Raw genomic sequence first — 23098 nt, 5'->3', positions numbered from 1 at the left:
CCCTACATCCGCATCGACGGCACGGATCGGTATCGCCTGACCGGGCCCGTCATGTGGGAAATCGGCGTCAAGGGGTCGGGCCTTTGGGTGAGTGTCCCGCGCGGTCGCGGGTTTGACGTGTCCGTACCACGCGGCCTGCACTGGGCCGTCAGCCCGCACGATCCTCGCTACCTCAAGGCCGCTGCCCTGCACGACGATCTGCTCGCGCGCGGCTGGGACCGCGTCACGGCTGGTGCCGTGTTCCACGATGCCCTGCGCGCCGACGGCGTGGGCCCCGTCCGCCGCCTTGCCATGCTGCTCGCCGTTATTTTGTGGAGGTGGTCTTGACCGAAGACGAACGTACCAAGCTCGATGAACTGCACGATTTCTTTCTGAAGCCACGCGCTCCAGGGAAGCCATCACGCGCATCTCAGATTGACGATCTGCTCGAGGCCGTCCGGGCAGGCAAGCTGACCGGGCGGGTCATCCTCTGGGTGGCCGGCGCAATTATCGCCCTGGTCGGGGCGGCAAAGGGATTGGGGTTCATGAAATGAAGCGTCTCATTGATTATGCGGCGATCATGCTCCTTGTGTTGTTCATTGGTTGGCTTTTGCTGCCATCCGGATTGTTCTTGCGGGACATCAGCATGACCGTTGATGGCCGCACGGTGCGGTACGTACGTGAGACGCCTTTTGGCTCGGTGACGGCTGAATGGGCCTCCGAGATTACGCTGATTGATGGTGAGGAATTTGAGTGCTCTTCCGGGGGGTGGCGGGTCGCCACCTATCAAGAGGTGCAGGGCAATACCGTGACGTACGATTTGGGTGCATGGGCAGACAAGTGTCTCGAGGCGGGTCCACCGTACTACTTGACCACCGTGCGCCGCGTCCTCTTGCTTGGCCGGATCCCACTGCGCGAGATGCGGACGATCACCGAGGTGCAGGGGACGCGTCAGCCGATCGAACTTATTCTGGTCCCGGTGGAGCAGTAGAAGCGGGGTAAGAGTGTCTGAAGTACCTCAATGGGCCCAAAGTAGATCACGTCTTCTAGTACGGATCATGCTTCGCATTTTAGAGCAAGTTACCGATATCTCGGTTGCAATGGCAGGGTTTGCCTTCCTGCCCGCGCTCTCAAATTCGTCACCTGTTGCGATGTCGAATAGTCGATCATCTAAGCGCTGATACTCGTCAAAATCGGCTTTAAGGCATCGTCGAAGAATTTTTTCATACTCTGACGTCGTGTGGACGGCGCACCATAGGATCGTCCGTGCCTTAATCTCATCGTTAGAAGGCATTGCATCAACGAGCCAAAAATTTAGCCCAAGCTGTCTTACTTGAGACAACGCTTCCTTTAGTTCGTCGAGCGAGGCCTGGTCGTCCGAAATTCTTCCAGTCCATGCGTGGAAAAACACACTTGCAATGAAGCCAGCGAAGCCACCAGCTACAGCGATGAGGAGGTCAGATAACATCTAAGACCAGTCGGCTAGGCGTTATCGATGTAGCGCCAGATTGCACGCTCATAGCGGTCAGAGTATGGGGAGGTGTTTGTGATCGTCAAAGTTTTACGCAAATCTGATTTCTTGAACCGCTCAATGCGCACTAGGCCTCCAAAGGCCTCTTCTAAGAACGAGGACCCGTAGCTGATCACACCTTCGAAGGAAACGTTCAGCTTTCGACCACTTTTCTTGGCCTCATTTAGTGCGGGAACAAGGTGTACAGTTCGAAAAGCTGTACCGTTAAATGGCCCGTCATTCTGGTCCCTTCCCGCGGGATATCGCGAGAACCTATCGGCAACCTGTAGAGTCATAGCGTCATCCATGATTCGCCCCGTGGACTTGAATACCCCACTCGATGAGAGTGCCGCCGATGGAAGATGGGTAGGCACCTGAGTTCTTTCCAGATGTGTAGTCATGGCGATAATATCCTCCTCGGCTGAAAATAGATACGTAGCCGGCCTTAAGTTCATCAATGAGGCCGACCATCTCAGCGAGCCCTTTGCCGCGATGGCTATCACCCGTACTGGTCACACCCGCCTTCAACGACCCTTCGATATAGGCACCGTCGTTCGCAAAATCAAATTTTGGATCGGAAGAGGCCAGTTGAGCGACCTTAAGCTTAACCTTTGACCAAATATCCTGATAGGGAAGTGTAACAGGTATGGTGGCTCCCTGATCATAGATCACAATTGTTAACATCCCGTTGCTTCTATCGAACTCCGCGGTCAGCCACCAGCGCCCTACATGAGGGAACTGAAAATCGTGATCGGCAGGATATGCGTGTCTTGCGACGTTGCTGATCGCCTCAGACAGGGCAGTGCTGATCAGTTCCACTCGACCTCCAAGCAAGTCGGCACCTCCCGAGGCTTCGACTGCAAGGTGTTGTATGCGTCGAGTTGCCTCTGCCAACTCGGCATTGTTTGTTCCAGATAGAATTCGCATTGTGCGCTTTCCATCACGTTCGGCGTACAAGTCTGCAACGGTTTCCGTTATTCCAACGACAGAGAAAAAGTCGAGTTCATAAAGCTTTGCGAAAACGACGTCGGACCATTTGTGTAGGTCGATTGTAATGGGCGGAAATTTAGAAATTTCAGCAAGACGGGCATATTCTGCAGTCATGACCACAGCCGATGCTGTCGAGAGATATTCGATTTCCGCAAAGCTCTGATAGCTCCTCATGCGTGGCGGAGCTTTGACGCTCTTGGGAACTTGATACCAAGGGTTTTTACCGGGAAACATTCCTTTCAGGATATGACTTCTCCGGCGCATAGTGGCGAAGAAGTCCAAAGTTTCGATAGGATTTTTACTAAAGCACAAGACGCTGGGTGGCAGATGGGGCTCTCTGGTAGACCACATCTTTATGATTTCACCGCTCGTCCATGTGGTCACAAAATGGCCACCCGAGCGGCGGGTTGAAACTCCATGGTGCCAGCGAGTTGAGCGCCGCTTGGCCTCGTTTTTTGCTCGGCTGAGATGCCATTTGGTCCAAGTCGCAGTGGGCCTTTTCATAAAAAAACAACTTTTTAGTTAAATTTTCAGAGACTTATCGAATCATGTACTCCGTTAACGTCAGTTCACTTTAATGGTGTGCATAATATCAAGTCATTAAACGAGGCCACAAACCGCCCTGCATCCTCGAGAGACAAAAAGTGATAGGCCACCGCGTCACTGCCCCGGGACCGTGCAGGGGTGCGACCGTAGCGACCGCTACCGACTTCGGCCTTTAGCCAGACATCGATGTCGGACAGCAGAGTACCGAGGCCGTCCGGCGGTACGGCGAACTTCAGCCGAACAGCGAACCGTTCGTCGATATCAGCAAAGCCGCTGACCGAACGGCGGCTCATTGGTTCATGAGCCGCCAGCCTGCAACCTGCTGCTCAGAGCAATACGCGATCATCTCGAAGTCGTTTGGCCAGTCCGAGCTGCACTTTTGTTTGATGCCTGCAGCGACATCGCCAGGCACCGCGGTTTGAGGTCGTTGGATGATGCCCGTTGTTTTCACTGGCCGCTCTATATCGTGCTTTGGAGTTAAATGTTGGTAACTAGCCAACCAATCACCGTCAGTCCAAACAACATCACCGTAGCAAGTGCCGCGGCATATTTTTGCATCGCTTGATGCATCCAATCCTTCGTCGGAAGGTCGCTCGTCTTGCCTTCTATGTGAGCGATCCGTGCGCGAATATCGGAGACATCGGCTTGTAGATTTGGCACCTGACCCTCAAGAGCTTGCAGACGGCGTTCGGTCCCGGGGTCGTCTGGCCCGTTACCGCTGCCGCCCCCCGCTAGGCGATCAATCTCAGAATTTGCGGTCTCTAAAGTGTAGACATTGTCACTCATCTGATTGACCCTCGTCGGCTACCGTGTGCCCGTCATTTAACTCAATTAGATTATGAATTCTTGCCACCAAAGCTCGCAGCTCGTTTGATAGGTTATCCAGCTCGTCGCTATCAGATTGGGCGGCCAAGCCAGCGGCCTTGATGGCCAGCATCATGAGATGTCCCATGGCTTCAGACATGCGGACTTGTCGGGCCTCAAGCCTCGCAAGCCTCTTGGTGATGTCTTTGATCGAAGAGGCGTCAGAAACCATTGCACTTTCTTTCACTTGCCTGCTCCAACATATATTTCTGGAAGTGGAATACACAAGTGCGCGCCTTGCTGGTGGCCAGGGACGCGCTCATCGCATTGTCCAATCCGGCACGCTGCTGCTCAACCTCCTGCCAGCCTTGGCGCTGCTGATCCATGCAATATGCCTGCATCTCGAAGTCACCGGCCCACTCTGCCTCGCATTTCTGCTTTGCGGTATCGGCCGGGAAGGCCAGCGCTGCAGCAGGTGATAGGGTGAGAATCAGGCAGGCGGTCAGGGTTCGCATAATGGGCTCCGTGGGCAGTGGGCGGTGATATCTGCCCTGGAGCCTAAGCCACATCGAAGCGTTTTGGCTATCCCGATTTGTTGCCTTGGAGGGCACAGGTGAGCGTGAGATGCCTTTGGTGCTTAGCTCCTGTGTCCTGAATGTCGCGTCCAGATGTCTCAAACGTTTCGGCCCGTTACATCAGCCGATGGTGTGGGGGACTGAGACATTTGAGACAAACAATACACCTCCTGAAATGATGAAAATATCAATGGAATCAGTTATATAGGTGCGGTTTTCCAAAATTCGTATTTGAGACATGAATGCTACAAATGCGCATCAAAGGGACGCAACCTTTGAGACACCCGCGCGACAAAATGCGACACACGCCAACGGGTTAGCGGAAATCGTGGGTGACGTTCGCGTCAACTTGGGGCGTCGAACTGTGACGCATCCGTTCAAGAAACTCCGGCAGGGTTCAAGTTAGCGGGAAGTGACGGGGTAAAAGTCTAGGTTTTGCAATGGGTTGCGAACTTCGACACGGTGACAGAAACCGGGAAAATATGGGCAGAAAGCACGGTTTTGTGTCGGAGTTTCTGTCACCCGCTTTGGCGCAAAATGTTACACTTTTGGGGCGCGAAAATGCGCCATCAAATCGGCACAAAAAAGGGGCTGGCGGATCACCCCGCCAGCCCCGTTTTCTTGCGGCTGTTTTGTCAGTCCCGACTCATGTAGCGCCGGACCTCTTCGATCGTGGGGCGGTGGGCGTGGTCCGGCAGGATTGCATCTAGGATGTTCCACGCCTGATCGGCGTTTGCAGCCTCGCCGCGCCGGATCAAACGGGCCAAGGGTAGCACCCACTGCGGCGTGACCTCTGACGGGCGTAGCTGGGCGCTACTGCCCGGTGTGGCGTCGTAAGGGTCCAGCGTTTCGGCCCGCAGGGCGGCGATGAATTCACCGAATAGGGACCACGGAAACGACAGGGCATTGTATTCCCTGACGCGCACCGCTGACACGTTGCGCCAGCGCCGTTCGATCCCCAGATCGACCGCCAATTCGTCAAAAGCAATCGGTTCGGACGGCAGGTCCGACATGCCTAGAGAGTGCAGCTCATCAGATGTCACCCACGCCCCGAATACACCGAACCCATAGTCGGCGCGTAGCAACGCGGCCTCGCTATACAGGATGCGGCGCATGTGCCGGTCCCATACGTCATTTTCGATCATCACGGCGGCGGTCATGCTGCACCCCCTGCGGCCTTTGGTGCCACTTGTGCGGTCATGTCAGCCGCGTCGGACGCATCCGCGCGGATCATGTCGCGCCATGTAATCCGCATCCGTGAAAGGGCGCGATACTCACCGCGCCAGCGGGCGACCGTTGTTGCATCCTTTCCCGTTGCATCCATGACGGAGGCGTCGGTTTTGCCCTGGGAAAACAGATCGTGCGCCATGGCTTCGACGCTGCCCAGTTTCGGCATGATCGGGGCCATCTTGGTCAGGAAATCGTCATATGCCGCTTGGTCGATGCGGACGGTCTGCGCACTGACCCGACCCGGATACGCCATGAACGCATTGTATTTCGCATCGTCAACGACGGACGAATGAAGCCGCGCAGCATCGGCGTTTTCAATAGCCCCGGCGGCGGCAAGCATCTGTTGCCGGACGGCATCCAAGATAAGGCCGAACCCATACTTGCGTTCATGTCCGGCCAGCAATTCGGCGTCGTCAGCGACTTGCGTGATAAGGTCTGACAACGTTTCGAGAACGCAGGCGGCATCCTCGATAGATTGCGCAGCGGGGCGGCTGTCATATCCAGAATACTGCAAGCCAAACGGATCAAAACGCGGGCGGTTTTCGGGTTCTGGTTTGGTAGTGTGCATTGTGTTGGTTCCTATTGCTTTTCTAAGTGGCCCCGCTTTCTAAGACGGGCAGGCCGGATGTTAGAAACCGCAATAGGCACGGCACCGCAGCCTTTGGGCTTTCGCCTTGGACATACGCTACGATCATCCGGCCCAATCGGGCCGCACACCCCGCACGGGGGCAATGGTGCGCCACTATATCAGCAATCGCCTTTGCGGTGACGCCACCGCCTATTTCGGGTTTCTAAGCCCGGTAATGATTATCTAGCGCGAAACCCCATACGGGGCAAGAGGTTTGCGCCCCGTGCCGAAGTCCGACCCATGGCACGGGGTCAAGCCAAACCGCATTGTCATTCAGTTTGGCGAGAGCGTTCCCACCGCTCGCGCAAATCAGGGTCTTCGGCTGATCCCTCACCCCCAAGGAAGAGACGCCAGCGATCACCTGATGCAATGACCATAGGAAAAAGGCCATTTCTGATCGCCCTGACACGTCATGGTGAGGCGTCATGTTGACAAACCTAGAACCAAAGGAGGGGGCGGTGCGCCCTTTTTCACCGGAGGTGCTTCGACATGGCAAAACTGCAATATCATGGTGAAATGGCGGAAGTCGTTTCGTTCTGTGGGATTGAGGTTGCGGACACCTTGTCGGAATTGCTTTCCGGTTTGACTTTATATGTTCCGCAAACTCGCAAGGGAGTGACAGAGGATCACGCTCTTGCTGTTCTAGAAGACGATATGTTGGATGTGCTCATTCGGGCGTTTGGCGGAGGCCGTCTATATATTTCCAAAAAGCGCGGTCCACATCTCGACTTCGAGGTTTGCGAAAGCCTTTTGGATGCAGGATTTTCGGTTCGCCAAGTGTCAATCAAGGTCGGCATATCCGAGAGGCAAATTTATCGCCGGATTGCCGAAAAAAAAGAAAGTGCGCGGCGGTCGGCGGCGGCTGAGCGATGCGACCCCCTTTCGCAAAAATCCTATCCGTTTGTCCGTGTGGTTCGCAGTATAAACGCAAGGCCTTGTGCTGGCATGAACAAATGCTGGTGCCGGATTGGGTATGCGATTGACCAGGGCGTGACGGCGCAGGCGGCGGCGCACCTGTTAGGTATGGATCAAGGCGATTGTGAGCGGATCGGCGATGTCCTCACTGACAACGCCATGAGTGAGCCGCTTACCAAGCTACCCGGCGACAGCCTGTGTGCAGCCCTGCGCCATATCGCCAATCACGAACCGGACCCCGAAGGCGGCGAGGGCGGTAGCTTGACCGATAAGCTGGGCATCAAAACGTGAACCCCGCCGCAATAGCCCCGCACAGCGAAATTAACGGTGGGTTAACGCACCTTCATGCCACCGGACGACATGCACCCCCAAAAACCCAAACAGGCCACCAGACGCGCTCTGTGGGCCGCTACAGGCAGGAAAGCCCAAAATGACCATGAACCCATCACAAGCCCGCGTTTCAGATCCCGTTCTGACGCAGATCGCGCGGGACTATCGGAACGCCAGCCATGTCGGCCACATCATTTTTCCGCAGGTGTTCGTCACCACGCAAGGCGGCAAGATCGTGGAATTCGGCAAAGACGCGTTCCGCCGCCATGCGGCACGCCGTGCGCCCGGTGCGCAGGTTGCGGAAATCGGTTTTCGCTACGGCAGTCAGCCGTTCCAACTGATTAACGAGGCGCTGGACAGCCATATCCCGCGCGAGGTGCTGAACGATGCGTCAGAGGTGCCAAAAATCGACCTTGGCAAACGCGCCGTCAAATCAACAATGGATAGCCTGAAACTCAATCTTGAATTCGAGATTGCAGAAATGGCGACCAACCCTGCGAACTATGGCGCAGCGAACGTCGAGGCGCTGGCCGGGACTGATGTATGGAGCGACGACGCCAGCGACCCGGTGCAGGTCATCGAGGACGGCAAGGAAACCGTGCGGCGGTCATGTGGCGTCGAGCCGAACCGCCTTGTGCTGTCGAAACCCGGTTTCAATGCCCTGCGGTTCCATCCCAAAATTCGGGAACAATTCAAATACACGACCGCAGACAGCATCACGGCAAACATGCTGGCGGCGTATCTGGAACTGGACACAGTGGCCGTCGGCAAGACTGTCGCCATTCCACAGGACGTGGCAGACGACGATGATGTCGTGATGGAGGACGCTTGGGGCAATTCTGCGGTGCTGGCCTATGCACCGGATAACCCCGCAGGCGTTGAGGAACCGTCATTCGGCTACACCTACACCATGGAAGGCCACCCGTTCGTGGAAAAGCCCGAATGGCGCGGTGCGAACCGTAGCTGGGTTTACGGCACGACCTATGACCGTGCGCCTGTCATCGTCGGTGCAGAGGCCGGTTTTCTGATCCAAGGTGTGGTGGGCTGATCCATGTGGAAAATGTTTCGCAAAGGACGCCAGCGCACGAGCGGCGTTGACCAGGACAATCCGGCGGCTGGATCGCCGCCCGAGCTGGTGGGCAACGACGACGAGGCCGCGCCCGTCGTCGCTGTCACCGATGCACCGGATGCTGGCGACGATGTAACGGCAGAGGTCGAGGTGCTGCGCACCGGGACGTTCACCGCGATGAACGGCACAAAGCACCGGATCACCGCCGCCATGTTGGATGAAATCGCCGCCAGCTTTGACCGCGACGGCGCACCCGTTCCTGCGGTGGTCGGTCACCCCAAGTCGGACGATCCGGCCTATGGCTGGTTGCGCGACGTGACTGTGGACGGCGACCGCCTCAAGGTCACGCTGTTCAAGGTCGATCCCGGCTTTGCCAAGTCGGTCGAGGATGGACGCTACCGCAAGGTCTCGGTCAAACTGTTCACGCCAGACGCGCCAAACAACCCCAAGCCCGGCACCTACGGTCTGCGGCACGTCGGTTTCCTTGGCGCTGCGGCCCCTGCCGTGTCCAACCTCAAGCCTGTGGAGTTTCAGGGCGGTGAGGACGGTCTGATTGAGTTTCAGGCCGCCCCGCACGTCATGGAACACCCACAGGTGCGCCGTGCATTGGCGCGGCAGGGTGACGCGGCGCTGCTGGAAGGCTTGGCAGAGGAAGGGTGCATCCACAGCCGCCACGTTGAACCCTTGCTGGAATTCATGGATGCAGTGGACGAAACGACCGGCGATTATGCGTTTTCATCGCCCGACGGCACCACAGTGTCAGCGGTCGAATGGTTGCGGACGTTCCTGACGGAACTGCGCACCGTCCTGCCAATGGGGCAGGTGGTGACGGGCGATGAAGCTTATTCCAATGACGCGCCTGCCTTCACCGCCCCGCGCGGCTTTGCGGTGGATCAAGCGGGTCTGGAAACATTCAACGCGGTCACGGCGCTTTCGATCAAAGAAAAATTGTCCTTTGAGGATGCTTTGTCGCTTTACGTAACGACAAATAGACGTGTCTGAACACCCCCCGCGCCGCCCCACGGGGCGGCGCACCAAACCATAGCAAAATGCACCCCGCACGATTGTCGCAACGAAAGCAAAATGTTACGTTTGCGACAGGGTGTAACATTTTAAGTTTGTCTCAAACGTTCCGTCCCAATGTCTCAAACGTCGCGGCCCGTTACAGATGGATTTACACCTTGTTTCCCGATGGAGCCCCCGTTAAACGCGTCGGCGGAGACGTGGCCGAGTGGTCGAAGGCGCTCCCCTGCTAAGGGAGTAGGCCCGGAAGGGTCTCGAGGGTTCGAATCCCTTCGTCTCCGCCACCACCCCATATTCTATAACTTTCAATGACTTAAGGGGGTCTGACCACCTACGCTAACCACCTACGCCAACCACCTATTTTTTCCCTGTGAAGTCCCCTTAGCAGAGGAGCGCCTTCGACCACTCGGCCACGTGGCTTGAGCAAGGTTGGTGGACAGCGGCTTGATTCTAAAATTTTAGGTCACGGCTAACTGGGGATACCTACTTATGGCGAATCCGTTTGGGCATTCGGATGAGGGTCCCAAAGCCGAAGTTGGTTAGTCTTCGGTCACTATTGCAGTTGGAGTTGCAGATGCCCTAAACATCACAGTAGAGCAAAGTCTCTTTGCCTGGTGTTCAATCGGTAAAGGGATGATACAGGTATGGTCGGTAAAGCATTTGAATAGCACACAGTCTATTTCGATAATTATTGCCATTGCAGTTGCTGCAATAGCTGTGATTTTTCTACCGAGATATTTGGACGAACGCCAAAAGTCTATTGATGCAAGCTTTGAATGCGAGTTGTATCTGACCCGCCTGAGGATGGCGAATATGGCCTATGAACTCCGTGAAAGTCTTAGGCATGAAGATGTGCAGCAGTGGCTTATATCCGCAGAAGATGGACGACAAAAGGCGGGATGCACTAAGGTCGTATCTGGAGCATTGCCCCACTGAGTGACAATCGTTTTAGTCTTCGATCACTACCGCAGTGCCTGATGCGACCAACATAACCATACTGCCTGCTGCACTTAGTTCGACATAATCTAAATCCACACCCACAACTGCGTTGGCCCCGACAAGGTGAGCCTCAGCCTTTAATTCATATAAGGCAGTACGTCTGGCATCCCGCATAGTGTTCTGGACAGCTTTCGACCTACCACCAACAACGTCTCTGACACCTGCAAATAGGTCCTTGAACATGTTCATACCAAAAGCACACTCAGCCGTGACTATCTCAAGACGCTTGGTGATGTTGAGGTTTGTTGCGGTTTCAGTCGTCAGCATGATTTTGTCGATAAGTTCTGACTTTTCTCGGGCCGCGAGTTTGCTTTCTTTCGCTTTTTCGTTTCTTCGTTGTTCCTCACTAATCCTCTTAGCCTTATTCTTTTCACGGCAATCGCCGCATATACCTGCATTATTCAAGTGAGAGACAAAGCTCATCTTGGCACCGCAGCCATCACACGTAGACACTGATTATCACCTGCTAATTGGTTGTTTGAAGGCACTTGTAGACAGTGGCGCGACCGATCCCAAGTTCTTTTGCAATGGCAGTAGCACCCATGCCTGCCTCTTTAAGCTCTCGCACCTTGGCATCGTCTACCGTCTTTGGCCGTCCCTTGTAGAGACCTTTCGCCTTAGCCTTTGCGATCCCCTCCGCCTGACGCTTGCGAATGATGTTTCTCTCAAACTCAGCGAAGGCACCCATCATCTGTAGCTGCAACTTGGCGAATGCATCATCTGAACTGGCAGAGAATGTGAGGCTTTCAGACTTGAAAGTTATCGCTACACCCTTGTCATTGAGTGTTTGAATAATCGTCTGTAGGTCGCGCAGGTCACGCGCGAGGCGATCAATTGAATGGACCAGCACAAAGTCTCCCTCTCTGACCCAATCCAACATCGCGTTGAGCGCTGGGCGATCCTTGGCGTTCTTACCTGACAGCTTTTCCTCAAACAGCTTATCCACCGTACCAAGGTCTTGCCGATCAAAGCTCTGGTCTTCTGTGCTAACGCGACGATACCCAACAACTGACACTTTCGTCTCCTATGATTCTAGACCTTTTTAGAATATCGTCTACAAAGTCATAAGCAAGCCTAAAGAGACACCATTGAGGCGCTTTGTCGGTGTCTGCTGTGGGTAGGATCATAATCTACAATATTCTATGAAAATATACCCGGAAGGGTCTCGAGGGTTCGAATCCCTTCGTCTCCGCCACCTATCTCATAAAGTAGCAACCCGATCTGGGATTATATCGTTGCTTTAAAACGTTATTTTTCCTCACCCGTTCTGCGCAACGCCCCCAATACTGGGGTATTTTGCTACAGGAACTGCTACATTTGAGAGGCTTTCGATGGCTAACCCACAACAAGATGATTTGGTCCTGCGCGGAACGCGCCGCAGAGGGTGATGGATTCGACGGTCGCCAGCGCCAGTTCTGTCATGACATCGCCATGGATACGGGCGAGGCCGACAGCCTTGACGTGCAACATTTCGCCGGCGGCGTTGGTCGCTTTCTGATCTGCGACCGAACCGTCGCGCAGGCCCGGCGCCATCGTGTGCCGGTCGATGGACCGCAAAGGGTAATCGCCTCGGGTATCAAGCCGATTGCGGGTCGCCGTGCGCATGTTTGGCATGACCGCAGGCGGCGCAGCCGCGTCGCTGAACAGCCAGAGGGCATCCCTGTGGGGCTTGAAATGAATACTGTCTCATTTTGCCCGCGTGCGGAACTTATGCATGGGGTCCCGGTTGGTTCACAAATCACATCACAAAACCCGGAGCGGCGTCCCATGGAAACAAATCTGGAAATTAACGGAACGCGGCACAGGCTGGATATCGATCCACGCACGACGCTGCTGGATGCCTTGCGCCACCACCTTGGCCTGACGGGGAGCAAGAAGGGCTGTGATCACGGGCAATGCGGTGCCTGTACGGTCATCGTCAACGGGCGGCGCATCAATTCATGCCTGACGCTGGCCTGCATGCATGACGGGGACGAGGTCACCACGATCGAGGGGATCGGGCAGCCGGATAACCTGAGCGCGCTGCAAGCGGCGTTCGTGCAGGAGGACGGTTTCCAATGCGGCTACTGCACGCCGGGGCAGATCTGTTCGGCGACCGCCATGCTGGAAGAGGTCCGCAATGGTTGGCCCAGCCATGTCACGGACGATATCGCCAGCGGTGCTGAGCTGACCGACGCTGAAATCTCGGAACGGATGAGCGGGAACCTGTGCCGATGCGCAGCCTATCCCAATATCGTGGAGGCCATTCGCAAGGCCGCGGAGAAGAGCGCATGAGGGCCTTTGACTATGTGCGCGCAGACAGCGCCGAAGGTGCCGTGCGTGATGCTGCCGGCGGTGCGGCATTCATCGCAGGTGGAACAAACCTGATCGACCTGATGAAGCTGGAGGTGATGTCGCCCGAAACGCTGGTGGACATCAACCGCCTCGCGATGAACGGGATCGAGGACACTGCGGATGGTGGCCTGCGGATCGGGGCGCTTGTGACCAACAGCGATCTTGCCAACGACAGCCGCGTGCGGCGCAATTGGCCGGTGCTGAGCCGCGCCCTGCTGGCGGGTGCCAGCGGACAGCTGCGCAACAAGGCGACGACCGGGGGAAACCTGCTGCAACGGACACGCTGTCTCTATTTCTATGACCGCGCGTCTGCCTGCAACAAACGCGAACCCGGAACCGGCTGTGCTGCACAAGAAGGCTTTAACCGTATCCTTGCGGTTCTGGGCACGTCGGAACACTGCATCGCCACCCACCCAAGCGACATGGCGGTTGCCATGCGCGCGCTTGGCGCAGAGGGCAGACGTTGAAGCAAGACGGCACGACCCGGCAACTGTCACTGGATTCACTTTATCTGCTGCCGGGTGACCGGCCTGATCGGGAAACGGTACTCGCACCGGGCGAGTTGATCACCGATGTGATATTGCCTGCACCTGTCGAGGGGCGACAAACCTATCGCAAGGTTCGCGACCGTGCATCCTATGCCTTTGCCCTTGTGTCCGTGGCCGGGATCGTCGCTGTCGCGGACGGCCGCATCACGCGGGCCGACCTCGCGTTTGGCGGACTGGCCCCGAAACCTTGGCGGAACACGCAGGTCGAGGATTTGCTGATCGGCCAGGCCCCGTCCGAAGAGCTGTTTGGCGAAGCGGGAGATCTGTTGTTGGCCGAGGCCCGCGGCTTTGGCGCAAACGATTTCAAGATACCCCTCACGCGTCGCACACTCGTGTCGGTGCTGACGGAACTGACGCAAGAGGCAGGCAAATGACCGAGCATTTCAAGATGGACGCGCCGGCGACGGAACACCGGCTGGATGACATGGCGCAGGGGTTGGTCGGTGCGCCGCTGGATCGGCCGGAGGGTCCGTTCAAGGTGACCGGCACCGCCACCTACGCCAACGAGTGGCAGATAGAGGGCATGGTCCACGGGATCATGGTACGCAGCCCCGGCAACAGCGGGCGGGTCGTGCTGGCCAATCGCGACGCGGTGGCGGCGATGCCGGGGGTTCTGGCCGTGATCCAGGATGACCGGCTGCTGCGCAACCCCGCGCAGGGCACAGCCGATGCAGCACCGATCCAGGGTGCGCGACATGCTGACTATACTGGACAGCTGATTGCCGTGGTGGTGGCCGAGAGTTTCGAACAGGCCCGCCATGCCGCGCAATCACTGACCGTGGTTCTGGAAAGCGGTAAAACCGTCACCGTCGATCCCGATACCGCAGCGGTCGAGCCGCAAGAAGGGCAGGCGGTCGACCAAGGTGATCTGGAAAGTGCGATGCGCGATGCCGCCCATCGTGTCGACGTGGTCTATTCCACACCCTCGCATTCCAGTTCTCCGATGGAGCCTCATGCATCGATTGCGACATGGGACGGTGACGATCTGACACTGCGCGGCAGCTATCAGATGCTGAAATACAACCGGAACGAACTGGCCGATGCGCTGGGCATCCACCCCGACCGTGTGCGGATCATCTCGCCTTTTGTCGGAGGTGGCTTCGGGTCCAAGCTCGGGCTATCGCCCGAGGCTGTCGCTGCCGCGATTGCGGCACAGCAACTGGGGCGCCCGGTGTCGGTCGCGCTCACGCGGCCACAGGTCTATGAGGCGACGATGCGGCGGTCGGAAACCCACCAGCGCGTCAGGCTTTCTGCGGATGGCGACGGGCGGCTGACGGGTCTTGGTCATGATGCACGCGTATCGAACCTGCCCGGCGAGACATTCGCCGAACCGGTGCTTCAGGCGTCGCATTTTCTATATGCCGGATCGAACCGCCAGATGTCGTTGGATCTGGTGCGTCTGCACCGCATGTGTGCAGGGTCTGTACGCGCACCCGGCGAGGCAGTCGGGGTCACCGTGCTGGAAAACGCGATGGACGAACTGGCACACGAGATCGGCATTGATCCGGTCGCGCTGCGATTGCGCAACATCCCCGAAACAGATCCCGAGAGCGGCAAGGATTTTTCGTCGAGCCGTTTCCGTGAGGCACTTGAAAGTGGGGCAGAGGCATTCGGTTGGGCCGACAGGCCCGGACTGAAAGAGCGGCGCGAGGGAGAGTGGCTGATCGGCTACGGCATGGCATCCGCCGCACGCATCAACGTGCTGATGGAAAGCCAGGCGCGCGTCACGCTGTTGCCCGACGGCACGGCCCGCGTTGAGACTGACATGACGGATATCGGCACCGGCACCTATGCCATCCTGGGTCAGATTGCCGGCGACATGCTGGGTCTGCCCCGCGATGCGGTCACGGTGGTTCTGGGCGACACCGGTTTGCCGCCGGCGGCCGGTTCGGGCGGATCATGGGGGGCGGCCTCCAGCGGGACGTCGGTCTATGTCGCCTGCGAGGCGATCCGCCGACAGCTTGCGGAGCGACTGGGTGTGGCGGAACCGGACCTGATGCTGAAGGATGGTCGCGCGACCTATGCCAACCAGACACAGGCGCTCAGCGATGTTTTGAAAGGGGACGAGATCGCAAAGCTGGGACATGTGACCCCGGGTGACACGTCCAAGGCCGTGCGTCAGGCAACTTTTGGTGCCTATTTCGCCGAAGTGGCCGTTCATGCCGCAACCGGGGAAACCCGTGTTCGCAGAATGCACGGCAGTTTTGCCGCAGGCCGGATCTTGAATGCGAAAACCGCGCGTTCCCAATGCCTGGGCGGGATGACGTTCGGGATCGGCATCGCACTGACCGAAGAAATGGCTTTCGACCCGCGTGACGGGCATGTGACGAACCATAATCTGGCCGAGTATCATATCCCGGTAAATGCGGATGTGCCGCAGCTGACGGTCGCATTGCTGGAGGAACGCGACGACTGGGCCAATCCGTTGCAGGCCAAGGGTATCGGGGAATTGGGGATCTGCGGTGCCGCGGCTGCGATCACCAATGCGATTTTCAATGCCACAGGTGTGCGCGTGCGCGACTATCCGGCAACGCTGGACAAGGTCATCGCAGGGATGTGACGAAAGCGGGCGGCCGGATAGGTTCGGCCGCCCGCGCGCTGATCGGACAGGCCGTGGCCGGATCAGTCCCGGCCGGGGCTGGCCGACCGCCCTGCCGTGTTGATCGCGCGCCGCAATTCCCCGGGCATCAATGGTTTCGAAAGCATGGCCAATGGGGCCATTGCTGATTTTTCGGAATCTGTCACCTGATGCAGGCTGCCACTGACGATAATCGAGGGCACACCGAAATCCTGCCATAGGGCAATGGCTGCATCCTGGCCCCGCGTGCCTTCGGCCAGTTGCAGGTCGATAATCGCCACATCAGGTTTTGCCACGCTTGCCATCGCGATTGCCGCAGGCGCCGTCGTCGCAATGCCAATGACATCATGACCCATGTCCAGAAGCTGTGCCTCAAGATCGATCGCAATCAGAAAATTGTCTTCGACGATGAGGAATTTCAGCAATTTGAAGACTTTATTCAGGGAACAGGATACGTGTGCGCCAACCGTTTGTCTGATCTTGCTCGATCGTGCCGTCAAGGCTTGCGGCCATCCCCGCAATCAGACGCTGTCCGAGGCCCGAGGATTTTGCATCCGATGACGCACGATCTGCACCGGGGCCGGTTCCGTCATCCGCGACCTCGAGCAGGATCATGTTTTTGTCGGCGCGGCGCAGCGTGATTGTGACCGTTCCGTCGTCTTCGGGCCCGTAGGCGTGCTTGAACGAATTGGTGACCAGCTCATTGACCGCCAGCGACAGCGACACGGCCCTGTCGGTGTCCAGTCGGATGGATTCGGCGTCATAGGTGATTTGCAGGCCGCGCGCATCGCTGGACAACGATAACCGAAGGTGCGTTGTCAAACGTTTCAGATATCGGTCGATCCAGACAGAATTCACGTCCTCGTCTTCGTACAAAGAGGCATGGATCGCGGCCACGGCATTGACCCGCGCGGTTGCCGCGCGCAGCGAGGCACGCGCCGCCGGGTCGACGGTGGCTGTGCCCTCGAGGTTGAGAATGCTGGTCACCATCTGAAGCGAATTTTTGACCCTGTGATTGACCTCGGCGATCATCAGGTCCCGTGCAGCGAGGGCCTCGCTCAACCGGGCCTCGTTTTCGCGGATGGCGGTCACATCCAGAACAATGCCCACAATCCGGACGGTCTGCGTGTCGGGGTCGCGCACGGATTCACCGCGACCGATCACCCAACGCATTGTGCCGTCGGGCAGGATGATCCTGCTGTTCAGATGCAGATCTGCCCCGATGGTGCGGGCGACCCGTTCGATTTCGGCGCGGGCTTCGATGCGATCATCGGCGTGGAAACGCTCAAGAAACGGTTCGACGGCGTCGTTGGTGTCGTTGGTGTCGTTGGGATCGAAACCGAACAGCGCATCCAGTTGCGGCGACCGGATCAGACGACCCGAAACCGGGTCCAGCTCGAAATAGCTGAGTTCGGCACCGCGCATCGCAGCACGCTGTCTGGCGGCGTCGGCACGTTCGCCCAGCGTGTTGCGGGTCACATCCTCGGCGGTATGGATGATATGCGTGACCTTGTCAGGCTGTGCATCGTCGGCAAAGATCGGAGAGTTCAGCACCCGCCAGTAGCGCGTTGCATAGCGACCATCCGCCTCGCGCACATCATGCTGCCGCAGCGGCATTTGCTGTTCCTTGCCGGTTGCCACGACAGCCTCGATTGACGCGGTAAGCGCGGCTTCGGCGCTGGATTCAGGATCATCGGGATTTGCTGGAAAGGCTTCGAAAACCTTGTAGCCGATCAGGTCGCGAGGCTGGCGGCCCAACAGCGCGCAGTAGCGTTTGTTGGCCGCAACGATGCGCAGGTCGGGTGTCACAACCAGCTGTGCGGTCGCTGCTGCATCAAAGAATATGCCCGGATTGAGTCCATCGTAGTGATCCATGGATCGGCCTTTGCTGTTGCGTGCCATCACAAGGCAGGTTGACCGGACGTGGTTCGACAGGACGCCCATCCACGATAGCGCCAGCATGATCCAGAGTATCAATCATGGCCCGACCAGCGCAAGCCGCGCTATCACAGCACGTATCCGCCGGTCGACGGCGCGGCATGGCTGGGTGCCCATTTCCCTTGGGATCAAAATGGCGTGGCGGGCGTTGGCCGTTGAACGCGCAAAGAGGGCCGACATGTCCAATCATAACTTGACCGATCGCGACCATGAGCTGTTGTTCGGCGACGACATGCTTGAACCGGGCGATGCCGTCGTCCATTTTGAACACGGCCTCGCCAGCTATGGTGGCCAGTTCGAAACGGATCTGGGTGACACGCAGCAGACATTGACGACATTCGTTTATCGTCATGATGGCAAGATGATGCTGCCCGCGCGTGCAGGCCATGATTTCTGGCCATACGGTGCCCCGGCTGAAAACCTGACCCTGGATCGGCTGAATTCGGACGACTGGGTCAAGCGGCGCGACGAGATGATCGTCGAATTGCGCCAAAGCGCAGAGCATATGGTTGCCGCCGACAAGGCCCGTCGTCGCGCGCAGGCATGTAATGTCACTTTCCCGGATGGGATGCTGGACGAATTCGTCGCAGCCTTTGCGCATGACATGACAGCTGATCAGATCCGCGCGACCGACGCTGTCCTTGCAGATATGCAAAGCACGACGCCGATGAATCGCATGCTGGTCGGTGATGTCGGTTTTGGCAAAACAGAGATCGCCTTGCGGGCAGCAGCTGCAGCCGCATTGACCGGGCATCAGGTCGTGATCGCGGCACCGACAACGGTGCTGGCGCGTCAGCATTTTGAAACCTTTGCCCAGCGGTTTCATGAAACCGGTGTCACGGTGGCAGAGTTGTCGCGCCTGACCGATCCCGCACAAAGACAGGCGCTTTTGGCGGGGCTCGCATCCGGCGAAATCGGGATCGTGGTCGGAACGCAGGCACTGCTGGACGATGCAATCGCATTTGCGCAACTTGGCCTGCTGATCATTGATGAGGAACAGCGGTTTGGCGAAGACGACAAGGCGCAGCTGCGCGACCTCGCAAGCGGGCTCCATGTCCTGAGCATGACGGCAACGCCGATCCCGCGCACCCTGGCCACAGCAGAGGTCGGTTTGCTTGACGTGTCTGTGCTGGCGACCGCGCCGCAGAACCGTCAGCCTGTGGAAACGCAGGTTCAGGCTTGTGATGTGGACAGGATGCTGGCTGCCATCGCGACAGAAACCGCGCGGGGCGGTCAATGCTACATCGTGTGTCCCCGCATCTCGGACGTCGAAGAGCTGGACGCCGCGTTAACGGATCGCAAGGTCGCATTCAGCCATGTGGTGGCGCATGGGCAAATGGCGGATGCGGACATGGCCGAGACCATGTTCAGTTTCATGTCGGGTCAGGTTGATGTGCTGATCTCCACCACGATCGTCGAAAGCGGGCTGGATAACGCACGCGCAAACACGATGGTGGTCTGGGATGCCGACCGGTTCGGTCTGGCCCAACTGCATCAATTGCGGGGGCGCATCGGGCGCAGTCACGTGCGGGCGCGCATGTTGTTGATGACGGCGATTGAACGGCAAGATGACAGTGATGCCAATGCGCGACTGTCAGCATTTGCAGAAATGACCGAAATCGGTGCCGGTTTCCGCATTGCCCGCAAGGACCGCGATATGCGCGGTTTCGGCAATCTGGACGGCACCGAACAATCGGGGCAGATGTCCCGCCTGGGCATCGGATTGTACCGCCATATCCTGAAAAATCACATCGATCAGATTGCCCGCTAGCGGCCAAAAGCACCCCGTCTGTCCGGATGATACGCGGGTTGCGTCTGACGGCATGCGTAGTCGCGTTGTCTGTTGCGATCATCCGGCGCGATTCCATCTGTAATTTCATGCAGCAATCGGGCATGTTGCCACGATGAACGCGCAGCGACGTCGCATTTTTGTCTTTACCGGTGGGCTTGCGCTGGCGACGGTGCTGGCGGGCGCATTGTCTGTGCCGTCGCTTGAGCGGCACTATCTGCGGCAGCAGGCCGAACAGGACGGGCCGCTGCTGGAACTGGCCAAGGAAAGCCTGAGTGCTGCGTTGGACCGCTATGCGCCGCTTCCTGCACTGATCGCGGAACGTGCAAGCCTTGCGGACCTCTTGGCCGCGCCCCGCGATGCGGCATTGTTGGCGGCGGTGAACGAGGATCTGCGGCAGACCGCGCTGATGGTGCAGGCATCCGATGTATTTTTGATGGATATTTCAGGGCGCACGATCGCGGCAGCCACATATCGTGAACCGGGCAGTTTCATAGACCGCAATTTCAGCCATCAATCCTATTTCATGAACGCCCGAGAGGGTGCGCTGACCAGTTTTCAGGTGTCTGGCACCACCACCGGAGAGCGTGGGTATTACTATGCTGCCCCGGTCGAGGATGGCGACCGGATCGTCGGTGTCCTGGCGGTCAAGTTCAACATCCAGGCCTTCAACAGTGTGTGGAACGGTGCAGGCAGCGAATTCATGGTGTCTGATGCCAACGGTTTTGTGCTGATGTCGTCGCGCCCGGACTGGCATTTTCGCGCCATGCGGCCGCTGACCGATGCAACCCGGCGGGTCATCGCGCAGAACCTTCAATATCCGATCGACCGGATCGAACTGCTGCCGATCACCAAGGTTGCGCTGGATGACACCGCCCAGCTGGTCAGCTTTGCCGAAACCAGCGGCGAAAGCTTTGTCATGACCTCGACGGCATTGCCGCAGCGTGGCTGGGTCATGACATCCTTGACGCCGACCGGGCCTGCACGGCTGATGGCCCTGAAATTGCTTTTGATCCTGGGTCTGACAGGGCTTTTGCTGTTTGGGGCCCTGCTGTCGTATCTGTTGAAACAGGCGCGTCAACGCGAGGCATTGGTGCGCGAGCAGGGGGCGAAACGTCTGCTGGAGGCCACTGTCGATGAACGCACGGCCGACCTGCAAAAGGCGCTGGAGCACCTCAAGTCGACCCAGACCGATCTGATCCAGGCGGGTAAATTGACAGGTCTGGGTCAGATGTCGGCGGCCCTGTCGCATGAGTTCAACCAGCCGCTTGCCGCTGTCAAAACCTATGCCGACAATGCACGCGCCTTTCTCAAGCGTGACAGGATCGCCGAGGCGCAGGACAACATCACCCGTATTTCCAAAATGGTGGACCGGATGGCGTCGATTTCGGCGCATCTGCGCAACTTTGCCCGGCGACCACAGCAGGCCGCGGGGCCGTTGCTGCTGAACCAGGTCGTTCAGGATGCACTGGCGGTATTTGACGTGCGTCTGGCGACCACGGGTGGACGGATCGCCTACACGCCGCCCGCGGGTGAAATCTGGGTGATCGGCGGCCACGTCCGGTTGCAGCAGGTGATTGTCAACATGCTCAATAATGCGCTGGACGCGATGGAAGGTCAGGACGATCAGGTCGTTTCCCTGCGGGTCGAGGGGCATCGCATCACGGTCCGGGACAATGGACCCGGGATCGATCCGGCCGCGCTGGGCCAGCTCTTTGATCCTTTTTTCACGACCAAGCCACCGGGCAAGGGGCTGGGTCTGGGGCTGTCGATTTCATACAATATCGTCACTGATTTCGGAGGAACGATGACGGCGGCCAATCATCCTGATGGTGGTGCGATCTTTGTGGTGACGCTACAGCCGGCGCAGGACGTGCGGACGGCGGCGGAATGAAACAGACCGTACTGTTCGTCGACGACGAAGAAGAATTGCGAAACGCCGGTTTGCAGACACTGATGCTGCACGATCTGCCGGCCGAGGCTTTTGCCAGCGCAGAAGACGCATTGGCCCGGATCACACGCGGATTCCAAGGTATTCTGGTGACGGATATCCGGATGCCCGGCCGGGATGGCAGCTGGCTGATGCAGCAGGTGCTGGAAATTGACCCGGAATTTCCGGTTATTCTGGTGACGGGTCATGGCGACGTCGATCTGGCGGTGCAGTCCATGCGCGAAGGGGCCTATGATTTCATCGAGAAACCCTTTGCCCCGACCCGCCTGATCAGCACCATCCACCACGCGCTGGAAAAACGGCGGCTGACCATCGAGAACAGGTCGCTCAAGCGTGAGGTCGGTTGCCGGGACAAGGTCGAATCCCGCCTGATCGGTCGGTCCGATGCCATGGTCGCCTTGCGCAAGAATATCCGCGCCATTGCGCGCACCGATGCCGATGTGCTGATCACCGGGCCGACCGGGGCGGGCAAGGATCTGACCGCACGCGCGCTGCACGACATGTCGGATCGCGCGGCGCATCCGTTCGTGCATATCAACTGCGCGGCGCTGCCCGTCGATCTGGTCGAGGCGGAACTGTTCGGTCACGAGGCGGGTGCCTTTGCCGGCGCGCTGCGCACCCGGTTCGGAAAATTTGAATATGCGCGACAGGGCAGCGTGTTTCTTGATGAAATCGACAGTCTGCCTGTCAGCGTGCAGGCCAAGTTGCTGCATGCCATTCAGGCGCGGGAAATCACGCGACTGGGGTCGAATGATCCTGTTGCACTGGATATCCGCATCATGGCTGCGGTCAAAACCGATCTGGCCGAGGCGGTCGCGGCGGGCACGTTCCGCGCCGATTTGCTGTACCGGCTGAATGTGGTGACGATCAATGTGCCCGCGCTGGAGGAACGTCGCGACGACATTCCTTCGCTCTTTCTTAACCTCGCAGCACAGGCGGCCGCGCGATATTCGCGGTCAATGCCAGATATCGGGGCTGATGTTCTGGCACGGATGGCGACACGGTCCTGGCCGGGCAACGTGCGCGAGTTGCGCAATGCCGCCGAACGTTTCGTGCTCGGACTTGATCCGGTGGATATACCAGCGGGGGCGATGGATCAGGCCACGACCCTGGCCGATGCGGTTGCAGCCCACGAAAAGTCGCTGATCGTCGCAGCCCTGACGGCGCAAGACGGGCGGCTGAAACCGACCTACGAGTCGTTGGGACTGTCCCGCAAGGCGCTGTACGAAAAGATGCAGAAATACGGAATCAACAAGCAGGACGTGGAACCCTAAGGGCCGCTGCCCGCTGGCATGTTTCGATTTCCACCCGCCGAATATCTGTTCTGCACCCTTTGCGACCCATCTGAACGTATGATCGCGT

The 23098-nt window shown here is 58.1% G+C and carries 25 protein-coding genes, 1 tRNA gene and 1 pseudogene; 14 read left to right on the top strand and 13 right to left on the bottom strand.

The genetic code is table 11. The features are described 5' to 3' along the window. Positions 1-6: 6 nt before the first annotated feature. The 3 genes from AN189_RS12360 to AN189_RS12350 are packed head-to-tail and all read left to right on the top strand — an operon-like array spanning position 7 to position 970. On the top strand, positions 7-327 hold the full coding sequence (locus tag AN189_RS12360; protein WP_056036320.1) for a DUF1353 domain-containing protein: 321 nt from the start codon (positions 7-9) through the stop codon (positions 325-327). Beyond that, the gene (locus AN189_RS12355; RefSeq protein WP_157057477.1) at positions 324-533 is read left to right on the top strand and encodes a hypothetical protein; all 210 of its coding nucleotides are present in this window, start codon (positions 324-326) and stop codon (positions 531-533) included. Before AN189_RS12360 ends, AN189_RS12355 begins: the two co-directional genes overlap by 4 nt. Further along, entirely contained in the window at positions 530-970 is a 441-nt protein-coding gene (locus AN189_RS12350) for a hypothetical protein (protein WP_056036275.1), read from the top strand. Before AN189_RS12355 ends, AN189_RS12350 begins: the two co-directional genes overlap by 4 nt. 491 nt (positions 971-1461) lie before the next feature. On the opposite strand, the gene AN189_RS19725 is transcribed toward AN189_RS12350, so the two are convergent. From AN189_RS19725 to AN189_RS12310, 8 genes are all read right to left on the bottom strand, one after another. Continuing rightward, complete coding sequence (locus AN189_RS19725; RefSeq protein ID WP_083484396.1) at positions 1462-1785, bottom strand: STAS-like domain-containing protein; 324 nt, start codon at positions 1783-1785, stop codon at positions 1462-1464. A 4-nt stretch (positions 1786-1789) separates the two neighbouring features. Then, positions 1790-2791, bottom strand: coding sequence for an ATP-binding protein (locus tag AN189_RS12340; RefSeq protein WP_172794909.1), 1002 nt, complete (start codon positions 2789-2791; stop codon positions 1790-1792). A 257-nt stretch (positions 2792-3048) separates the two neighbouring features. After that, positions 3049-3318: a hypothetical protein gene (locus AN189_RS12335; RefSeq protein ID WP_056036269.1), complete on the bottom strand. Its 270-nt coding sequence runs from the start codon at positions 3316-3318 to the stop codon at positions 3049-3051. 184 nt (positions 3319-3502) lie between these two features. Further along, the gene (locus tag AN189_RS12330) at positions 3503-3811 is read right to left on the bottom strand and encodes a hypothetical protein (RefSeq protein WP_056036267.1); all 309 of its coding nucleotides are present in this window, start codon (positions 3809-3811) and stop codon (positions 3503-3505) included. Continuing rightward, positions 3804-4061: a hypothetical protein gene (locus tag AN189_RS12325; protein WP_056036266.1), complete on the bottom strand. Its 258-nt coding sequence runs from the start codon at positions 4059-4061 to the stop codon at positions 3804-3806. The genes AN189_RS12330 and AN189_RS12325 overlap by 8 nt, the downstream gene beginning before the upstream one ends. Next, entirely contained in the window at positions 4051-4344 is a 294-nt protein-coding gene (locus AN189_RS12320; protein WP_157057474.1) for a hypothetical protein, read from the bottom strand. Before AN189_RS12320 ends, AN189_RS12325 begins: the two co-directional genes overlap by 11 nt. Positions 4345-5039: 695 nt before the next feature. After that, a complete protein-coding gene (locus AN189_RS12315; RefSeq protein WP_056036263.1) occupies positions 5040-5564 on the bottom strand; it encodes a hypothetical protein in 525 nt (174 codons plus the stop codon). After that, positions 5561-6202: a hypothetical protein gene (locus tag AN189_RS12310; protein WP_056036261.1), complete on the bottom strand. Its 642-nt coding sequence runs from the start codon at positions 6200-6202 to the stop codon at positions 5561-5563. Before AN189_RS12310 ends, AN189_RS12315 begins: the two co-directional genes overlap by 4 nt. 549 nt (positions 6203-6751) lie before the next feature. Here AN189_RS12310 and AN189_RS12305 point away from each other — a divergent pair. The 5 genes from AN189_RS12305 (at position 6752) to AN189_RS19495 (ending at position 10535) form a co-directional block, all read left to right on the top strand. Continuing rightward, entirely contained in the window at positions 6752-7468 is a 717-nt protein-coding gene (locus AN189_RS12305) for a hypothetical protein (RefSeq protein ID WP_056036259.1), read from the top strand. Positions 7469-7613: 145 nt separating this feature from the next. Then, positions 7614-8555, top strand: coding sequence for a major capsid protein (locus tag AN189_RS12300; RefSeq protein WP_056036257.1), 942 nt, complete (start codon positions 7614-7616; stop codon positions 8553-8555). Positions 8556-8558: 3 nt separating this feature from the next. Then, entirely contained in the window at positions 8559-9578 is a 1020-nt protein-coding gene (locus AN189_RS12295) for a hypothetical protein (RefSeq protein WP_056036254.1), read from the top strand. A gap of 215 nt (positions 9579-9793) precedes the next feature. Then, a tRNA-Ser gene (locus tag AN189_RS12290) sits at positions 9794-9883 on the top strand. A 376-nt stretch (positions 9884-10259) separates the two neighbouring features. Continuing rightward, complete coding sequence (locus tag AN189_RS19495; protein WP_216597741.1) at positions 10260-10535, top strand: hypothetical protein; 276 nt, start codon at positions 10260-10262, stop codon at positions 10533-10535. A 12-nt stretch (positions 10536-10547) separates the two neighbouring features. Here the strand turns inward: AN189_RS19495 and AN189_RS12285 are convergent, their stop codons facing one another. The 3 genes from AN189_RS12285 to AN189_RS19165 form a co-directional block, all read right to left on the bottom strand. Further along, entirely contained in the window at positions 10548-11021 is a 474-nt protein-coding gene (locus AN189_RS12285) for a YbjQ family protein (RefSeq protein WP_083484393.1), read from the bottom strand. 43 nt (positions 11022-11064) lie between these two features. After that, positions 11065-11613 (bottom strand): recombinase family protein, encoded by a 549-nt coding sequence (locus AN189_RS12280; protein ID WP_056036251.1) that lies wholly within the window; start codon positions 11611-11613, stop codon positions 11065-11067. A gap of 320 nt (positions 11614-11933) precedes the next feature. Beyond that, positions 11934-12203, bottom strand: a complete 270-nt coding sequence (locus AN189_RS19165) for a hypothetical protein (RefSeq protein ID WP_157057472.1) — start codon at positions 12201-12203, stop codon at positions 11934-11936. A 162-nt stretch (positions 12204-12365) separates the two neighbouring features. Between AN189_RS19165 and AN189_RS12270 the strand changes: the two genes are divergently transcribed. From AN189_RS12270 to AN189_RS12260, 3 genes and pseudogenes are all read left to right on the top strand, one after another. Further along, on the top strand, positions 12366-12872 hold the full coding sequence (locus AN189_RS12270; RefSeq protein WP_157057471.1) for a 2Fe-2S iron-sulfur cluster-binding protein: 507 nt from the start codon (positions 12366-12368) through the stop codon (positions 12870-12872). After that, positions 12869-13854 (top strand): annotated as a pseudogene (locus tag AN189_RS12265) (xanthine dehydrogenase family protein subunit M). The gene AN189_RS12270 and the pseudogene AN189_RS12265 overlap by 4 nt, the downstream one beginning before the upstream one ends. Further along, positions 13851-16040, top strand: coding sequence for a xanthine dehydrogenase family protein molybdopterin-binding subunit (locus AN189_RS12260; protein WP_056036247.1), 2190 nt, complete (start codon positions 13851-13853; stop codon positions 16038-16040). The pseudogene AN189_RS12265 and the gene AN189_RS12260 overlap by 4 nt, the downstream one beginning before the upstream one ends. Before the next feature lie 62 nt (positions 16041-16102). Here the strand turns inward: AN189_RS12260 and AN189_RS12255 are convergent, their stop codons facing one another. Then, positions 16103-16483 carry a response regulator gene (locus tag AN189_RS12255; RefSeq protein ID WP_056036245.1) on the bottom strand — a complete coding sequence of 127 codons (381 nt, stop codon included), beginning with the start codon at positions 16481-16483 and terminating at the stop codon, positions 16103-16105. Positions 16484-16493: 10 nt separating this feature from the next. Next, complete coding sequence (locus AN189_RS12250) at positions 16494-18020, bottom strand: sensor histidine kinase (RefSeq protein WP_083484391.1); 1527 nt, start codon at positions 18018-18020, stop codon at positions 16494-16496. Between the two features lie 154 nt (positions 18021-18174). On the opposite strand from AN189_RS12250, the gene AN189_RS12245 reads away from it, so the two are divergent. The 3 genes from AN189_RS12245 to AN189_RS12235 all read left to right on the top strand — a co-directional run bounded on the left by AN189_RS12245 (position 18175) and on the right by AN189_RS12235 (position 23010). Next, on the top strand, positions 18175-19767 hold the full coding sequence (locus tag AN189_RS12245; protein ID WP_172794907.1) for a DEAD/DEAH box helicase: 1593 nt from the start codon (positions 18175-18177) through the stop codon (positions 19765-19767). 133 nt (positions 19768-19900) lie between these two features. After that, the gene (locus AN189_RS12240; protein ID WP_056036239.1) at positions 19901-21679 is read left to right on the top strand and encodes an ATP-binding protein; all 1779 of its coding nucleotides are present in this window, start codon (positions 19901-19903) and stop codon (positions 21677-21679) included. Then, a complete protein-coding gene (locus AN189_RS12235; RefSeq protein WP_056036237.1) occupies positions 21676-23010 on the top strand; it encodes a sigma-54 dependent transcriptional regulator in 1335 nt (444 codons plus the stop codon). Before AN189_RS12240 ends, AN189_RS12235 begins: the two co-directional genes overlap by 4 nt. Positions 23011-23098 lie beyond the last annotated feature (88 nt).

Origin of the sequence: Loktanella sp. 3ANDIMAR09 (assembly GCF_001420005.1) — a bacterium.
GTDB lineage: Bacteria > Pseudomonadota > Alphaproteobacteria > Rhodobacterales > Rhodobacteraceae > Loktanella.
This window is presented reverse-complemented; position numbering and strand designations above follow the sequence as displayed.

Excerpts from the sequence above, each read along its gene's own strand:
- AN189_RS12350 (WP_056036275.1), top strand. The coding sequence starts at position 530 with ATGAAGCGTCTCATTGATTATGCGGCGATCATGCTCCTTGTGTTGTTC.
- AN189_RS19725 (WP_083484396.1), bottom strand. The coding sequence starts at position 1,785 with ATGACTCTACAGGTTGCCGATAGGTTCTCGCGATATCCCGCGGGAAGG.
- AN189_RS12335 (WP_056036269.1), bottom strand. The coding sequence starts at position 3,318 with ATGAGCCGCCGTTCGGTCAGCGGCTTTGCTGATATCGACGAACGGTTC.
- AN189_RS12330 (WP_056036267.1), bottom strand. The coding sequence starts at position 3,811 with ATGAGTGACAATGTCTACACTTTAGAGACCGCAAATTCTGAGATTGAT.
- AN189_RS12325 (WP_056036266.1), bottom strand. The coding sequence starts at position 4,061 with ATGGTTTCTGACGCCTCTTCGATCAAAGACATCACCAAGAGGCTTGCG.
- AN189_RS12320 (WP_157057474.1), bottom strand. The coding sequence starts at position 4,344 with ATGCGAACCCTGACCGCCTGCCTGATTCTCACCCTATCACCTGCTGCA.
- AN189_RS12315 (WP_056036263.1), bottom strand. The coding sequence starts at position 5,564 with ATGACCGCCGCCGTGATGATCGAAAATGACGTATGGGACCGGCACATG.
- AN189_RS12310 (WP_056036261.1), bottom strand. The coding sequence starts at position 6,202 with ATGCACACTACCAAACCAGAACCCGAAAACCGCCCGCGTTTTGATCCG.
- AN189_RS12305 (WP_056036259.1), top strand. The coding sequence starts at position 6,752 with ATGGCAAAACTGCAATATCATGGTGAAATGGCGGAAGTCGTTTCGTTC.
- AN189_RS12300 (WP_056036257.1), top strand. The coding sequence starts at position 7,614 with ATGAACCCATCACAAGCCCGCGTTTCAGATCCCGTTCTGACGCAGATC.
- AN189_RS12295 (WP_056036254.1), top strand. The coding sequence starts at position 8,559 with ATGTGGAAAATGTTTCGCAAAGGACGCCAGCGCACGAGCGGCGTTGAC.
- AN189_RS12285 (WP_083484393.1), bottom strand. The coding sequence starts at position 11,021 with ATGAGCTTTGTCTCTCACTTGAATAATGCAGGTATATGCGGCGATTGC.
- AN189_RS19165 (WP_157057472.1), bottom strand. The coding sequence starts at position 12,203 with ATGCGCACGGCGACCCGCAATCGGCTTGATACCCGAGGCGATTACCCT.
- AN189_RS12270 (WP_157057471.1), top strand. The coding sequence starts at position 12,366 with ATGGAAACAAATCTGGAAATTAACGGAACGCGGCACAGGCTGGATATC.
- AN189_RS12260 (WP_056036247.1), top strand. The coding sequence starts at position 13,851 with ATGACCGAGCATTTCAAGATGGACGCGCCGGCGACGGAACACCGGCTG.
- AN189_RS12250 (WP_083484391.1), bottom strand. The coding sequence starts at position 18,020 with ATGCTGGCGCTATCGTGGATGGGCGTCCTGTCGAACCACGTCCGGTCA.
- AN189_RS12245 (WP_172794907.1), top strand. The coding sequence starts at position 18,175 with ATGTCCAATCATAACTTGACCGATCGCGACCATGAGCTGTTGTTCGGC.
- AN189_RS12240 (WP_056036239.1), top strand. The coding sequence starts at position 19,901 with ATGAACGCGCAGCGACGTCGCATTTTTGTCTTTACCGGTGGGCTTGCG.
- AN189_RS12235 (WP_056036237.1), top strand. The coding sequence starts at position 21,676 with ATGAAACAGACCGTACTGTTCGTCGACGACGAAGAAGAATTGCGAAAC.